The sequence below is a fragment of the Deinococcus cellulosilyticus NBRC 106333 = KACC 11606 genome (assembly GCF_007990775.1).
Classification (GTDB): Bacteria; Deinococcota; Deinococci; order Deinococcales; family Deinococcaceae; genus Deinococcus_C; species Deinococcus_C cellulosilyticus.
Genome location: NZ_BJXB01000001.1, coordinates 322,549 through 337,889 on the forward strand (window position 1 = coordinate 322,549; position 15,341 = coordinate 337,889).

Here is a 15,341-nt window from a genome sequence, read left to right on the forward strand (position 1 = left end):
AGGAAAGATCAAGCCCATCTCACAGGCGAGTCAGGCTCTCATGCTCTAATGATCCAAACTACCCAAGTTTTGAAACCCTCCGGTCCAAGGACCTGGGGGTTTTGTTTGCCTGTGGTGCTGTGATGTGGTTTGTGTCTCCCATGCCTGCCAGAAGGTTATGATTTCTGGACATGAAGCATGCATCTTCCAGACATTTGATGACGCATCATCCCAGAAAGGGAATAGACCTGTGAAGGCTCTGGTGTTTGACCAATTTGGTCCAAGTTCGGTGTTGCAGTACCGTGACCTGCCCGATCCTGAACCCATCCCAGGGCACGCTCTGGTGCGCACCCGTGCCATTGGCCTGAACTTTGCCGATGTGTACCGTCGGAAAGGAACGTACCATCTGGCAGGAGTGCCGCCTTACATTGCAGGATATGAGGCCGCAGGTGAAATTGTTGCTCTGGGCAGTGAAATTTCTGGTTTTGCTGTGGGGGATCGGGTGGGCTTTGCAGATGCCCCTTTCGCCAATGCTGAGCTGGTGCTGGTCCCCTTTGAGAAATTGATTCCCCTGCCAGAGGCCATCGGCTTTGAGACGGCAGCAGCCGTGCTCTTGCAGGGTCTGACGGCCCAGTATCTGATCCGGGACAGCCATGACCTGAAAGCAGGGGAGACGGTCCTGGTGCATGCTGCCGCAGGTGGTGTGGGTCTTTTGCTGGTGCAGATGGCGAAGGCCAGAGGGGCCAGGGTGCTTGGCCTGACCTCAAGCCCGGACAAGGCACAGGTGGCCCTGGAAGCCGGAGCCCATGAAGTGGCCCTGTATTCGCAGGACTGGGTTTCCGTGGCGAAAGAATTCAGCGAGTACGGCATGGATGTGGCCTTTGATTCGGTGGGCTCAACCCTGATGCAGAGTTTCGAGTCCGTGCGTCCGGGTGGCCATGTGGTGTTTTACGGCATGGCCGGAGGTGATCCACCCCTGATCGATCCCCGCATGCTGATGGACACCTCAAAACGCCTGACCGGAGGGGACCTGTGGAATGTATTGACCACTGCGGAGCGCCGGAGAACCCTTGCCAGAGAACTGTTTCAGTCGATCCTGCTGGGAGAATTGAGTGTTCGCATTTCTGGGATGTACCCACTTTCGGAAGGTGCAAAGGCACATGACCAGCTCGAAAGCCGCCAGAGCACAGGAAAAATCCTGCTCATTCCGTGAAACATCAGGCCATTGTGAGCCAACAGACCAACTGATTTCAATTAAAGATTTAACTTAAGAACGGGAGATGCATCATGACTCAGACGCTTAAAAAACCCATCAAGCATCTGGAGATCCGAACCTACCGCAGGCTGGCCCACATTTACCTGGACAACCAGGAGGACCTGCAGGAGGTGCTTTCGGACCTGGGGATCAGCAACACCGAATTTGATTTGCTGGCCCTGGTGCATGCCAACGCTGGAATTGCCCAGCAGGACCTGGCCGCAGGGCTGCTGGTGAGTGCCCCCAACATCACCTACCACGTGCAGAGGCTCGCTCAGAGAGGGCTTCTGGAACGCACCTCCTCGGGAAAATTCAAGTGCCTGCACCTGACCCCCGAGGGCACCGCCCTGATTGAAAAAGCCCTCCCAAGGGTGATTCAGCACCACGAAGAGCAGTTTTCAGGCCTCTCCCGTGAAGAACAGCTGACGCTGAACCACCTGCTCCAGCGGGTCAAAAAGGATCGGGATCGGCGAAAAAAACAGCGCAAAAACAAAGAGAGCATTTCAACCTGAAACCAGAAAGGAGGGCTGTATGGCTCTGGAACTCAAGGGATTTCACCACCTGACCGCCGTGTCGGCCAGAATCCAGGAGAATTACCGTTTTTACACGCAGACCATGGGCATGCGCCTGATCAAACGCAGCGTCAACCAGGACGACGTGCGGGCCTACCACCTGTTTTATTCCGATGCGGTGGGGACCCCGGGGCATGACCTGACCTTCTTTGACTGGAATGTGCCCAGTGAGCAGCGCGGCACCCACAGTGTGGTCCGCACAGGCCTCAGGGTGAACGGTCAGCAGACCCTGGAGTACTGGAAAGAACGCTTCTCGGAACTTGGCGTCGCAGCCTCAGAAATCACCGAGCGGGATGGCCGTCTGGTTCTCGACTTCGAGGACCCTGAAGGCCAGAGGCTCTCCCTGATCGACGATGGGGGAACAGGAGATCCGGTGGTGCCCTGGGACCGCAGTCCGGTCCCCGCAGAGCATCAACTCAGGGGTCTGGGCCCCATCACCATGAGTGTGCCCAGCCTGCGCTCCACGGACATCATCCTCACCCGGGTGATGAACATGCAGCATGTGCGCCAGTACGCCCTCCCCGAGAGCCCGAAGCACGAAGTGCATGTGTACCAGATGGACGGTGTGGGACCCCACGCAGAACTGCATGTGGCCGTGCAACCCGATCTGCCCTTCACGCAACCAGGAGCAGGAGGGGTGCACCATGTGGCCTTCCGCACCCCCAACGACGATCAGTACGCCCAGTGGATCGAGCGCCTGAACCAGTTCGGCGTGCGCAACAGTGGGGCCATTGACCGCCACTATTTCCGGGCGCTGTACTTCCGGGAACCCAACGGCATCCTGTTCGAGATCTCCACCGACGGTCCGGGCTTTGCGGTGGACGAGGACCCTGCCACCATCGGTGAGAAGCTGATCCTGCCACCTTTTCTGGAAAACCGCCGCGCAGAGATCGAAAAGAACCTCAAACCCATTGAGTAAACAGTAAATCGTGGACAGTGTTGATTGCTGACGCTTTTGCTGTCCTGAGCTGTGAACTGCGAACTGATCAAAAAAGGAAGTGCATCATGCCTGAAAACTTCGGCTGGATTCATCATTATGAAGCGGGCTCAGGAGACCTGACCCTGCTGCTCCTGCACGGCACTGGAGGCAACGAGACATCTTTGCTGCAAATTGGCAGGGATGTGGCCCCCACAGCAAACCTGCTCAGTGTAAGGGGGCGCTCTCTCGACGAGGGAAGCCCGCGCTTCTTCCGCCGCTTTACGGACATCCGCTATGATCAGGAGCACCTGAAATCTGAAGCTGCTGCCCTGGCAGACTTCGTGAAACAGGCTGCAGCACATTACGGTTTCGATGCAAGCAAGGTGGTTGCTCTGGGGTACTCCAACGGTGCCAACATTGCCATTGCGTCCCTGATCCGACACCCGGATGTTCTGGCAGGGGGGGTGCTCTGGCGTCCCGTGATGCCCCTGGAGCACCCTGACCCTGTGTCTCTGCAGGGCAAACCCCTGCTCGTCACGCTGGGTGCAATGGACCATTACCGCAAACATGCTGACGACCTTCTTTCCTACCTGAAAGACAACGCTTCAGACGCACAGATCGAGGAGATCCCCACAGGTCACCAGCTGACCCGCAATGACCTGATCCTGACCCAGAGCTGGCTCAGACAGCATTTTCCCGGCTGAGGACTTTTCGGCATGTGTTAAAAAGCGTTTACGGAAGCTGCAAGAATTTTGTACGAGATCCAGTTCTATACTGATCCCAGCTAAGCACCTGATCCTCCTCCAATGTGATCAGCATCTTCCCTCCACTTCCTGACACAGGTGCTTGGTCTTTTTGTTCCTGGTTTTCTCTCCCTCCTTTTGCAGGAACAAAAAAGGCCACCCTCCAGAATGCGTTCTGGAGGGTTTTTCTGTGGTGATGTGGCAATGCAAAACGGCCCAGACAGGTTCTGGGCCGTTTAAAGGTTTTTACCTGTTGCCAATGGTGATGCCGTACTCGGGGTTCACAATTCTGCGCACATGGTTTTCGATGGCCTCTCTTTTGGGCTCATACCAGGCGGGCAATTTGAGGTGTTTGCCGAGTTCCTGCACATCTTCATCGACATCGAAGCCTGGAGCGTCGGTGGCAATCTCGAAGAGCACCCCCGAGAGGTCCCGGAAGTAGATGCTGTGGAAGTACTGGCGGTCCTGCACCTGGGTCACCCCGTACCCTTTGGCAAAGAGGTATCTCATGTATTCCTGCTGTTCGCTGTCATCCACGGTGCGCATGGCGACATGGTGGATGGTCCCTGCGCCACTGCGGCCTCTGGGTTGACCCGGGCGCTCCACCACATCCACGTACAGCCCCACACCGTCAGAGATCCCCTGATAGCGGTGACGGGTGCCTTCCGGGTCGGTTTCTGCACCGAGGTATCTCATGCCCAGGTGGGTTTCCAGCAGGGCTTTCGAGCTCTGGTTGCTGTCCACCCACAAAGTCACGCTGTGGAATCCGCGCAGTTCATGCTGGGGCTCAATGGGGCTGTTTTCCCAGGCCACCGGGACGGCATCGCTGGGGTTGGTGATGAGCTCCACGATCATGCCGTCTGGGTCTTCAAAGGAGAGCACGGTTTCCCCGAAGCGGGTGCTCTCGGTGTGGGAGATCAGGCTGTCGTTCAGGTGGGTTCTCCAGTAATCGAGGCTTTCCCGCGAGATGCTGTAGGCAGTTGCCACAGCTTCTCCGTTGCCTCTGGTGCCCCTTTTTGCTCCGTACCAGGGGAAGAAGGTGAGGATGGTTCCGGGGGTACCGACCCGATCTCCGTAGTACAGGTGGTAAGTGCCGGGATCATCGAAATTGACGGTGACTTTGACCAGACGCTGACCGAGCAGCCGGGTGTAGAAGTCAATGTTGTTCTGGGGGTTGCTGGCGAGCACGGTGATGTGATGGATGCCCTGGACGGGGTTTCGCATAACGCCCTCCTTATGTCCACATTAAACAGTTTAATGTTAAACCATACTGTAAAAAAAGCACCATTCAGTGCTTCATCCAGACTGCCCCTGAAGCCCAAGGCCCAGTTTGCGGCACAGGCCCGACAGGGTGTTCAGTTCTTCTGGCGTCAGAACGGAAAAAACCCGCTCAATCCCGGCCACATGACCTGGCAGGATGCTGGCAATCAGCTCATGGCCCTCCGGGGTGATGTTCACATGGATGTTGCGGCGGTCCTTTGCACTGCGCTCCCGCACCGCCCAGCCCCGCTTCTCCAGGTTGTCAATCACCATGGTGAGGTTGCCCTTGGACTTGAGGATCTTCTCCCCAAGTTGCTTCTGGGTGAGCGGACCCAGATGGTACAGGGCCTCCAGCACACTGAACTGGCTGAGGCTCAGGTCATGGCCCAGCAGGTGCTGGTTGGCTGCGGTCTCGACGGTGGCAGCCGCCCGGTGCAATTTGATGTAGGCGTTCAGCGCCTGAACCTGACTGTCACTGCCCTGGAATTTGGTGCCCATAACACCAGACATGCTACATCAAATCTCCACGGAAACATTGGGCGAAAGGATTCAACAGGTGGGAAGACAGGAAGCAGAAGGCAGAAGGACATTGTATCCACACCTGTAGGGGCGGGCCGTCGGCTCGCCCCATTCGTTCAGAAATGTTGATCTGGGGTGTAGGGGCGAGGCGTGCTGCGCCCTTGTGGCAAAATCCTTCAATGCACCTGCCCCAGCAACCCCAGCAACTCGGTGTGCAGCAGGCCATTGGTGGCCAGCAGGGAACCTCCAGGCTGGTAGGACTCGCCAGACACCGCAGACACCTGACCGCCAGCCTCCTGCACCAGCAGCATGCCTGCAGCAGTGTCCCAGTGGGCGAGTTTAAGGTCCCAGTAAGCGTCCAACCTTCCTGCCGCCACATAAGCCAGGGTCAGGGTGGAACTGCTGTACCTGCGCACAGACACCCCCATCTGAATCAGTGTGGTGAATTGCCTGAGTGACACTTCTCTGGAACCAGGATGTCTCGAAAATCCGGTGGCAATCGCAAGCGGGTCCTGCATGGAAGCGTAAGTGCTGACCCCGATGGACTCACCATTCAGGAAGGCCCCCTGACCTCTGATGGCAGTGAACAGTTCATCCCGGACTGGATCATAGACCACGCCTGCAGTGGTCACCCCTTCCTGCTCAAAGGCGATGCTGACCCCGCTCATTGGCAGACCCCTGACATAATTGTGCGTGCCGTCCAGCGGGTCCACAATCCAGCGGTTTGAACTGTATCCCACGGTTCCGCCCTCCTCGCCCAGAATTTCATGCTCCGGGAAGTGGGTGAGGATGGTCTGGCGGATGGTGGCTTCACACTCGCGGTCCACTTCGGTGACCAGATCATTGAAATGGCTTTTCTGTTCAAAAGATTTGAGGTTTTTGCGGCCTTCCAGTTGAAGCTGTCCTGCAGCCCTGGCGGCCAGAATGGCAACGGTGAGTGCGTCCTGTGCAAACATGCTCCCATTGTGCCCTCTGGTTCTGAGATTCAGGCACAGACATCTGCAGCACTTCAGTCATGTCTGTGCCCGGCCTCAGCAGGATCAGGAGGGCCTTTTGCAGTAGATCTTGTCTTCAACAGACAGACCTGCATGGGGTCTGGGGGGCCAGATCGGGGTGGCAGCAGTGAAAGGTCCGGCTTTGACCACGGGGCAATTCACCTGTTCACCTCCCCGGGTCACCGGGTAAGTCTCTGTCACATAGAGGCTTTCATCGCCCCACGCACACACCAGCTTTTTGACGGTGTATGTGCCATCGAGGGTCAGGTGGAAGTTTTTCCAGGAGCCATTGGGGGTGAATTCCTCATACACCGCACCCAGGTTCTTTTTGTCGCAGGTTCTGGGTTTGCTGGAAAGGGAACTGCTGTTTTCTGTTGATGTGCGTGTTTCTGTGGTCCGCAGGTGAAATCCAGCTGTTCCAGCGTTCTGGGCGTGGGCCAGCATGGGAAAGGCCAGCAGGGCAAAAAAGAACATCCGTCGGTGATTCATGTGGGTGCTCCTGGGGTGAAATTGAGGGCATTGGAAGTCTGCCAGTGACTGCAACACAGATCACCGCAGTGCCCTTGAATGTCATTTTCTGGAAAGTGCTGAATCGAAAAATCCCGGAACCCTGTGCTGAACCTTAAAATCTGCAGTCCTTCGATTCAGGCCAGTGGTGTCCCACAAGCAAATTGCAGCATCCTGATTCATCATCGGATGGGCTGAACCCTTGAATGTGTGTGTGAGACGGAAAATGGATGCATTTGATGTTTCAGGCTGGGATCAGGTTTGATGTGTCGAAGCAGGCTTTCAGGCCTGAGGCTGAGAAGGTCCTGTGATCAGGATGGGTCTTCATGAATGGCAGCTGTTAACAACCTGTTAACAACTGCACCACATACTGTGACCATGAGATCAGGATGCGCCTGAACGAGGTGAGCCATGAATGCCCAGACCACAGAAAAAACCGAAACCCAGAATCAACTTTCTCTGTTCCGTGCTGCAAAAGTGTCCCCTGTGGGATACGCCAGACCCAGCCTGACCCACTGTGGGCAGTGGCTTCACCTCACCAGAAACAGCCGTTTCTGATCCAGTCCCTGAACCTCTGGACTTCTTTCTGAAGGTGTACCCTTCCGCAACACGGTACACAATGGTGCCCTATGCCTGAACAACCTGAATTTGGCCGCAGCAGGTCCAGAGCCCTCCCTCTGGGTCTGCTGCTGTTGCTTGTGGGCTGCAATCTGTTTGCGCCTCCTGCCCCCAAGACCACTCCTCCGAACCCGAATCCTCCCACACCCCCAACCACTGGAAACCCCACCCCGAAAGGAACCCTCATTGAGATCGGTTTCGAAGGGATTGGCAGCAAGGACCTGATCAGCAAGACCCGTTTCCTCCCTGGGGGATCAACAGGCATCCAGAAGCAGGACAGTGGAGAACTGACCCTGCTGGGTGGGGCTGTGCAGTTCAAGTCGATCAGCAATGGCAGTTTTGACACCGATGGCAGCGAGGTCACAGACTCCAATTGCGATTACAGCAAAGGTGCCCGATACCTTTACTCCACGTTCCTGATCCGCAACGCCACCTCTGCAGGGGTGCCTTACAATGCAGTACAGCACAACCTGACACTGGTGGCGGTGGATGCCAATGGCAGCAGCTATGGAACCAATGCGGTGAGCAACCTCCGCAAATATGACGGTTCCTCCTACAGTGATCCTGCCAGCATTGCCAACTGCATCAAGCCCACCCACGGACTGACCTATGATCCCCTGACAGGCATTTCCCTCAGAAGCAACAGTGCAGACATGCAGGTCTATGAGGAAGACGATCTGCCCACTGCTGCTGCACTCGGGGTGAGTGAAGTCTTCAACTACGGTTTTGTGGTGCGTTCCAGAACCTCCACCACGGACCGGAGCCTTCCAGCAAACCCGGATGCGAACACCTATGACGGGGTGGTGACCATGGCGGTGCGCCTCCCCAAACAGAGCGTCTCCACCGACAACCCCTACAAATTCAGTTTGCTGTTCATGGCTTTTGATGACAGTGTGACCCGCGTGACCGAGTCCCTGGAAGAACAGGCGAGCAGCAAGGTGCAAGACCGGGCCAGCCTGCTGGGCAGTGGAACGCAGGTGCAACTGCTGGGTGGCAGCACCACCCCTGTCTCTGGCTACACCACCCGCACCCTCTGCGACACCCGTGTGGCAGGCAGTCTGAGTGGGACCCCCATCAATCTTACGGATGCCAGTGGGATTTCCTGTTACTCCAATGGTCGGGTTTATGTGGATGCCAGCACCACCAACACCAAGCAGAATGGTCGCACCTGGGCCACAGCCTACAAAAACCTGACGGACGCTCTGGTGGCCGCCAAAGCAGGTCTGGCACCCAGAGAAATCTGGCTGGCCGATGGCACGTATTACCCGGACAGTGGCAGCAAAAGTCTGGACCGCTCTGGAGCGGTTCTGACCAGCCCGGACAACAACACTGCAGCAACGTTTTACCTCTCTGAAGGCTACAAGCTGTACGGAGGGTTTTCGGGAAATGAAACCTCGCTGGGCCAGAGGGACCCCTCAAACAACCTGACCATTCTTTCTGGGGATGTGGATGCCAACGACACCAAGACCAGTGGCGTCACCACCAGTTACAGCAACATTTCTGGCAGCAACAGTCAGCATGTGGTGTGGATTCAGGGCAGCAGCGCTACACCCGTGACCTCTTCCACTGTTCTGGATGGCCTGACCATCACCGGAGGCTCGGCCACCGCATCTGGTGCAGACGCACTGGGAGGAGGCCTGTATTGCAATGGCTCTGCAACAGGCAACCAGTGCAGTCCCACCCTGACCGACCTGACCTTCAAAGGCAACCAGGCGAGCACGGCAGGTGGAGCCCTCTTCATTGCTGCAGATGGCGGAGGCAGCAACCTGCAAATGATTCGTGGTCTTTTTACAGGCAATGCCACCACTGGAACAGACACCTCCAGCAGCAGTGGAGGCGGAGTGCTTGGCGTTTCTGCCCTGTCTGGTGGATATGCCTCTCCGTCGTTCACCAACAGCCTGTTTTACAACAACACCTCCCATCACAATGGTGGTGTGGCCGTGATGTCGACAGGAGGCTCTGGAACGGCCCTGGTGTCCTGGATCAATTCCACCCTCACCGCAAACAGTGCTGCTGGAAACGGTGGAGCGGTGTACAGCGATCAGGGGACCCCGGTGTTCCGCAATTCCATCCTGTGGAACAACACCCTGACCTCCAGCTTCAATCAGGTGGCTGGGAGTGGAGCACAGTTTCAGAGCAGCCTGATTCAGAACTCGGGTGGGAGCAGCAACTGGGACAGCACCCTGGGCATGGACAGTGGAAGCAATCTGGACACCACCCCGCTTTTTGTGAATGCTGCAAGCAACGATTACCGCCTGAAAACCTGCTCCCCTGCCGTGGACGCAGGTCAAAGTGATTTGAATGTCCAGACCACTGACTTTGCAGGCAACAGCCGTTTCCTCAATGACAGCACCGTTACCGACAGTGGGGATGCAGGCAGCAAAGGTGCAGTGATCGACCTGGGTGCTCTGGAACGCACAGCGAACACCGCCGGAGCAGACTGCTCAGTCATCCGTGTGAATCCTGCTGCCACCGGAGAGGGCACTGGAGCCACCTGGAGCGACGCGGCCACCAGCCTGTCTGAAGCCCTTTACATCGCCAACAACACGGGTCGCAAGGAAATCTGGCTGAAATCAGGGGTTTACCTCCCAGATGACGGCAACACCCCTCTGGACCAGAGTGGCAAGGTTCTTTTTGCCCCATCCAACAACACCAGTGCCACTTTCTACCTCACAGAAGGGGTGAAAATTTACGGTGGTTTTGCGGGCAATGAAGCGGCACGCACCTCCAGGAATGCCAGCAGCAACCTCACCATTCTCTCGGGGGACATCGATCAGAATGACACCAGAACCAGTGGGGTCACCCTCACCAATTCTGGAATTTCTGGCAGCAACAGCCTGCACGTTCTGTTCCTGAAAGGGACCTCCAGTTTGCCCATGACCCCTGCCACAGTCCTGGATGGGGTCACCGTGACAGGTGGAGCAGCACTTGCAGCCTCTGGCACAGACTCCCAGGGAGGAGCCCTGTACTGTGATGGCTCTGGAACTGGAAACAGTTGCAGCCCCACCCTCACCAGCCTGACCTTCAGAGGGAATGTGGCCAGAAATGCTGGGGGCGCTCTGTATCTGAATGGAGATGCAGGCACCACCAGTCCGGTGGTCACAGGAGGCCTCTTTTCGGGCAATGCAATCATCGGTGCCAACCAGACCGTGAACACCACGGGGGGTGGGGCTGTGGCCCTGTCTGGCGAAAATGCAGGCACCTCCAGTGCACAGTTCACCAATGCCCTGTTTTACAACAACACCTCTGACCATCAGGCAGGGGCTTTGCTGGTGATCGGAGATGGATCGGGAACGGTCACGCCCATCTTCACCAACGTCACCCTGTCTGCCAACACCTCCGCTGGACCCGGGGGAGCCCTGTACAACCGCAGCGCAACACCTGTGTTTCATAACAGCATCCTCTGGAACAACAGGGTGGGCACCGATCCCAGTCAGGTGAAGAGCATCGACAGTGCGTTGCCTGATTTCAGAAACAGCCTGATTCAGGGCTCAGGGGGAAGCACCGCCTGGGATGCCAGTGTCGGAACTGACCTTGGGAACAACCTCGACCAGATGCCTGCCTTCGTGAGTGAAGCCAGCAATGATTACCGCCTGAAAACCTGCTCTCCAGCCATTGATGCCGGGGACAGCAACCTGACGGCCCTGTCCACCGATTTTGCAGGCAACAACCGTTTCTTTAATGACACCAACACCACCGACACCGGAAATGCAGGAGGTCAGGCTGCAGTGGTGGACCTGGGTGCACTGGAGCGCACCAGCAGCCTTGCAGGAGCAGATTGCTCGGTGATCCGGGTGAATCCTGCAGCCACTGGAGAGGGAAGCGGAGCCACCTGGAGCGATGCAGCCACCAGCCTGCCTGAAGCCCTGTACATTGCCAACAACACCACAGCCCGCAAAGAGATCTGGCTGAAAGGGGGCACCTACACCCCGATGGACGGCAGCACCCAGCTGAGCCGTTTTGGAGTGGCCTTCTTCAACAATGCTCTGGACCGCAATTACACCTTCCCCATGACTGCAGGGGTGAAACTCTACGGCGGTTTCGCTGGCACCGAGTCACTCTCCAGCCAGCGAAACATCAACAGCAATGTCACCATCCTGTCTGCAGACATCGACAACAACGACACCCGCACAAATGGGGTCACCCTCAAGGCCAGCGACATCTCTGGCAGCAACAGCTACCACCTGCTGTACATTGTGGGCAGTTCCAGCAATCCTGTGACCTCCAGCACCGAGATCAGTGGCCTCACCATCACCGGGGCCAAAGGGGATGGTTCTTTCCCCAACAATTATGGTGCTGGATTCTACTGCTTTGGTGAGTTCACGGGCAATGAGTGCAGCCCCACTTTTACTGATGTGAAAGTGTATGGCAACACCGCAGTCTATGGTGGGGGAGGTGGGTATCTGGATGCCTACTATGGGGGAACGAGCAGCCCCACTTTCAACCGTGTCCTGTTCAGTGGAAACACCACTTCAGGGACGGCCACCGCAAATGCCAGTGGGGGAGGAGCCCTGTCTGTGCATGTGTCTGAGAATGGAACGGCAAACCCCTCCTTCACCAATGTGGTGTTCTATGACAACAGCAGCCACAACCACGGTGGAGGGGTGTTGACCTACAGAAAGGACACCTCCCAGGGCACCATCAACTCCACCTACACCAATGTGACCTTCTACAAAGATGTGGCTGTCAATTATGGAGGAGCGATCTACAACTACTACACCACTGGAACGGTGCGCAACTCCATACTGGCCGGAAGCAGTGACAAAACAGGCCAGTGGCCCGTGTGGAACGACAATTCCACCCTGAACATCAGTTACAGTGTGGTGGAGCGCTCCATCTCGGATGCCGGAACGGATGGGGGCAACAATGTGGGCCTGATCTACCCTTACGGCAAGCCCCTGTTCAATGATGCTTCCAGTGGAGACCTGACCCTGGTGCCCTGCTCGGTGGCCACCGATGCCGGAAACGGAAGCCTGCTCACTGAAACCGTGGACCTGAACGGCAACCCCCGCTTCAGTGCAGATGGTGGGGTCAGCGACACCGGAAACCAGGGGGGACAGGTTGCCATGGTGGACATCGGTGCTTACGAGCGCCAGTCGGATTCTTCCCTGTGCAACGTGATCCGGGTGGACAAAGACGCCACCGGAGACAAATCCGGGTCCAGCTGGAAAAACGCCTTCACCAGCCTGGCAGATGCCCTGTACATGACCCGCTTCAGTGGCACCAGCCGCCTGGAACTGTGGATTGCAGACGGCACCTACCGTCCAGACGACGGTTATTTCGTGACCGACCTGAGTGGAAGCGTGCTGGGCACCAAAGACAACAACACCTCTGCCACCTTTGAAATCCGGCCCGGCGTCAAGCTTTATGGGGGCTTCGCAGGCACCGAAACTGCAGAATCCCAGCGTAACCCTTACAGCAACATCACGGTGCTGTCTGGAGACATTGACCAGAACGACACCCGTGACAGCAACAACATCACCCTGAAAGCCAGCAACATTTCGGGCAGCAACAGCTTGCACGTGATGTACCTGAATGGCAATGCAGGGACGTTCAGCAGCAGCACGGTGATCAGCGGTCTGGTGGTCACAGCAGGGAACGCCATTGGCTCGGACTTTTACACCAGGCGTGGTGGAGGCCTGTTGTGCTATGCAGAGAACGGTACCACCTGCAGCCCCACATTCAAGGATGTGCGCTTTGTGGGGAACAGTGCCCTGAACGGAGGAGGGGGTGTCTACCTGACCATGTACAACCGTGGCAACAGCACGGCCACCTTCACCAATGTGGTGTTCAGCCAGAACTCCACCACCAGCGGCAGTTCCACCAACCAGGGGGGTGGAGGCCTGCTCATTGACGGCGACACGGGAGGAACGGTCACACCCACTTTCACCAATGTGGTCTTTGACCGCAACACCACCACGGCTTATGGAGGCGGAGTGCATGTGTATGGTCACAGTGCCAACACTTCCTCTCCCACCTTCCTGAACGCCACATTCTCGGGCAATACGGCTTCTGCAGGAGGCTCTGGCATCTACTTCTTTGCAGGCACCAGCCCTCAGGTTGCCAACAGCGTGTTCTGGGCCACTTCTGGAGCTTCTGGAAGTCCCATTGTCAACAACGGCAGTGCACCCAGCATTTCCTACAGCCTGATTCAGAATGGGTTCTCGGGTTCCACCTGGGTGTCTTCTCAGGGCACCAACGGAGGGAACAACGTGAACCTGACGGCTGATCCTTTCGTGAGCAGCAGTTCACCCACCGGAGCAGATGGGTTGTGGGCCACCAGTGATGATGGACTGTACCTCTCCACTGGAAACAGTGGGCTGAACTCGGGCAGCAACAGTGCTGTGTCTGGCCTTTTAACAGACCTCACTGGGGCGAGCCGAATTCAGGGAGGAACTGTGGATCGGGGAGCCTACGAGCGCCTCCCCTGACCTGAGCTGATTCCAGAGGGACAGACCATCAGGTCTGTCCCTCTTTTGATTGTGTGCTGGGCCAGAAAATGTTCCTCTCTTCTCATAAAAGTCATCTTTGTAACGAAATAAAAATTGTGTTGCTGTACGTAGAAGAGTCAAATCATTTGTATGTGCAGCTGATGTGAACATGAGGAACCTGACGAATTGTATGAAATCTCCATGTGAAAGTGTTTGTGCATCCGATAATGTGGCCTAGTTGGATTGATTTTGAGTAGGGGAAATCCTTTATCCAGAGATCAAAAATCTCAATTTCCGCTCAGTTCATTTCCAGCTTCATTTCAGATTGGCTCTGTTCATCAGAAGGCAGGGCATCATTTGAGGGGGTTGAGTCTTATGTGGAGGCGATTCGGTTTAAATGGACTGAATTATTTTTCTTTGTTTATTGCCGTTGCAGTGGTGGTGAGTCTCGCGGTGCTGGTGTACGTGCTGGTGGTGCCCAACTTCTACCGCCAGCCCGAGGTGGTGTACCGCATGCTGGTGGTCTTCAGCCTGCTCAGTCTGCTGTCCATTGTCAGCACCGTGATTTATCAGGCCAGCTATTTCTCCTACAGCGAGTCGGCCTTCCAGCACAACCGCAGGGAGCGCGAACGCTGGAGGAGTGTCTGGAACGAGGTGCTGTTCAATAAAGCCCCCCTGCCCACCAGAACTGCAGACACGGTGGCCGCAGAAGCGCTTTTGCTGCTCAAAGAGCAAATGGACCCCCAGCAGGCCGAAAAAGCCCGCCACACTTATGAAATGAGTGGCCTGCTGCAAAAGGACATGCGCATCATGCGCAGCATGGGAAATCTGGTGAACAAGGTGCGGGTGATTGAACGCTGGGCCATCCTGTGCGATCCCCGGACCCACAAGGTGCTTTATGATTACTGCTTTGCCCGCAACGACGATCTGCGCAGACTGGCCCTGACCTCCCTGGCACGCTCCATGAGCCTGTCCGGGGTCTCCCGCAAGGAAGTGGCGCAGACCTTCCACAACCTGATCCGCGATGACCGCTTCAGCTCAGGATGGATTGAACAGGTGCTGGTGCTCCTCGGAGAAAGAGGCATTCTGCTGTTGCAGGACCTTTTGCGTGACCCTGACATTGAAATGCAGCGCCGGGCTTTGCGTGCCCTGGTTTTCGTGCGGGCAGATGAATGCCTCGATGAATGCATGGCCCTGTTGCAGTCCGAAAATCCGGACATCCGTGCCTCCAGCCTCAAAGTTCTGGCCACCATGAACCAGGTGCCTGCAGAGGCCGTTCAGGACGTGTACCGCCTGCTGGAAGACCCGGTGTGGTTTGTGCGTGCCCAGGCTGCCCTGGCCTGCGGAAGCCTCAAAGGACCCCAGGTCACCACCCGACTGTATGAAAGCCTCGCAGATGAAGTCTGGTGGGTGCGCCACAACAGCGCACTGGCCCTGATTGAACTTGGCCCTGAAGGCCACCGGACCCTGGAAACGGCTCTGGAAGCCCACCCCGACCGGTACGCCCGTGACATGGCCTACCAGTACCTGCAGGTCTCCTGAG

Annotated in this window: 11 protein-coding genes; 7 read left to right on the forward strand and 4 right to left on the reverse strand. The window is 56.8% G+C overall.

The annotated features are described in order from the left end of the window. The first annotated feature begins 241 nt into the window (after positions 1-241). From DC3_RS01385 to DC3_RS01400, 4 genes are all read left to right on the forward strand, one after another. Positions 242-1,192 (forward strand): quinone oxidoreductase family protein, encoded by a 951-nt coding sequence (locus DC3_RS01385; protein WP_246130496.1) that lies wholly within the window; start codon positions 242-244, stop codon positions 1,190-1,192. Positions 1,193-1,266: 74 nt separating this feature from the next. Then, on the forward strand, positions 1,267-1,746 hold the full coding sequence (locus DC3_RS01390) for a MarR family winged helix-turn-helix transcriptional regulator (RefSeq protein ID WP_146881792.1): 480 nt from the start codon (positions 1,267-1,269) through the stop codon (positions 1,744-1,746). A gap of 19 nt (positions 1,747-1,765) precedes the next feature. Beyond that, a complete protein-coding gene (locus DC3_RS01395) occupies positions 1,766-2,725 on the forward strand; it encodes a ring-cleaving dioxygenase (RefSeq protein ID WP_146881793.1) in 960 nt (319 codons plus the stop codon). Between the two features lie 86 nt (positions 2,726-2,811). Then, the gene (locus tag DC3_RS01400) at positions 2,812-3,429 is read left to right on the forward strand and encodes an alpha/beta hydrolase (protein ID WP_146881794.1); all 618 of its coding nucleotides are present in this window, start codon (positions 2,812-2,814) and stop codon (positions 3,427-3,429) included. A gap of 285 nt (positions 3,430-3,714) precedes the next feature. Here DC3_RS01400 and DC3_RS01405 read toward each other — a convergent pair whose 3' ends face one another. The 4 genes from DC3_RS01405 to DC3_RS01420 all read right to left on the reverse strand — a co-directional run bounded on the left by DC3_RS01405 (position 3,715) and on the right by DC3_RS01420 (position 6,731). Beyond that, the gene (locus tag DC3_RS01405) at positions 3,715-4,692 is read right to left on the reverse strand and encodes a ring-cleaving dioxygenase (protein WP_146881795.1); all 978 of its coding nucleotides are present in this window, start codon (positions 4,690-4,692) and stop codon (positions 3,715-3,717) included. 72 nt (positions 4,693-4,764) lie between these two features. After that, the gene (locus tag DC3_RS01410) at positions 4,765-5,226 is read right to left on the reverse strand and encodes a MarR family winged helix-turn-helix transcriptional regulator (RefSeq protein ID WP_146881796.1); all 462 of its coding nucleotides are present in this window, start codon (positions 5,224-5,226) and stop codon (positions 4,765-4,767) included. Between the two features lie 197 nt (positions 5,227-5,423). Next, positions 5,424-6,203, reverse strand: coding sequence for an inositol monophosphatase family protein (locus DC3_RS01415; RefSeq protein ID WP_146881797.1), 780 nt, complete (start codon positions 6,201-6,203; stop codon positions 5,424-5,426). Positions 6,204-6,287: 84 nt separating this feature from the next. Then, the gene (locus DC3_RS01420) at positions 6,288-6,731 is read right to left on the reverse strand and encodes a hypothetical protein (RefSeq protein ID WP_146881798.1); all 444 of its coding nucleotides are present in this window, start codon (positions 6,729-6,731) and stop codon (positions 6,288-6,290) included. A gap of 429 nt (positions 6,732-7,160) precedes the next feature. Between DC3_RS01420 and DC3_RS28880 the strand changes: the two genes are divergently transcribed. The 3 genes from DC3_RS28880 to DC3_RS01430 all read left to right on the forward strand — a co-directional run bounded on the left by DC3_RS28880 (position 7,161) and on the right by DC3_RS01430 (position 15,340). Beyond that, on the forward strand, positions 7,161-7,307 hold the full coding sequence (locus tag DC3_RS28880) for a hypothetical protein (protein WP_186815759.1): 147 nt from the start codon (positions 7,161-7,163) through the stop codon (positions 7,305-7,307). A gap of 71 nt (positions 7,308-7,378) precedes the next feature. Beyond that, positions 7,379-13,798 carry a beta strand repeat-containing protein gene (locus DC3_RS01425; protein ID WP_146881799.1) on the forward strand — a complete coding sequence of 2,140 codons (6,420 nt, stop codon included), beginning with the start codon at positions 7,379-7,381 and terminating at the stop codon, positions 13,796-13,798. A gap of 375 nt (positions 13,799-14,173) precedes the next feature. Next, entirely contained in the window at positions 14,174-15,340 is a 1,167-nt protein-coding gene (locus DC3_RS01430; RefSeq protein WP_146881800.1) for a HEAT repeat domain-containing protein, read from the forward strand. Position 15,341: the final 1 nt, after the last annotated feature.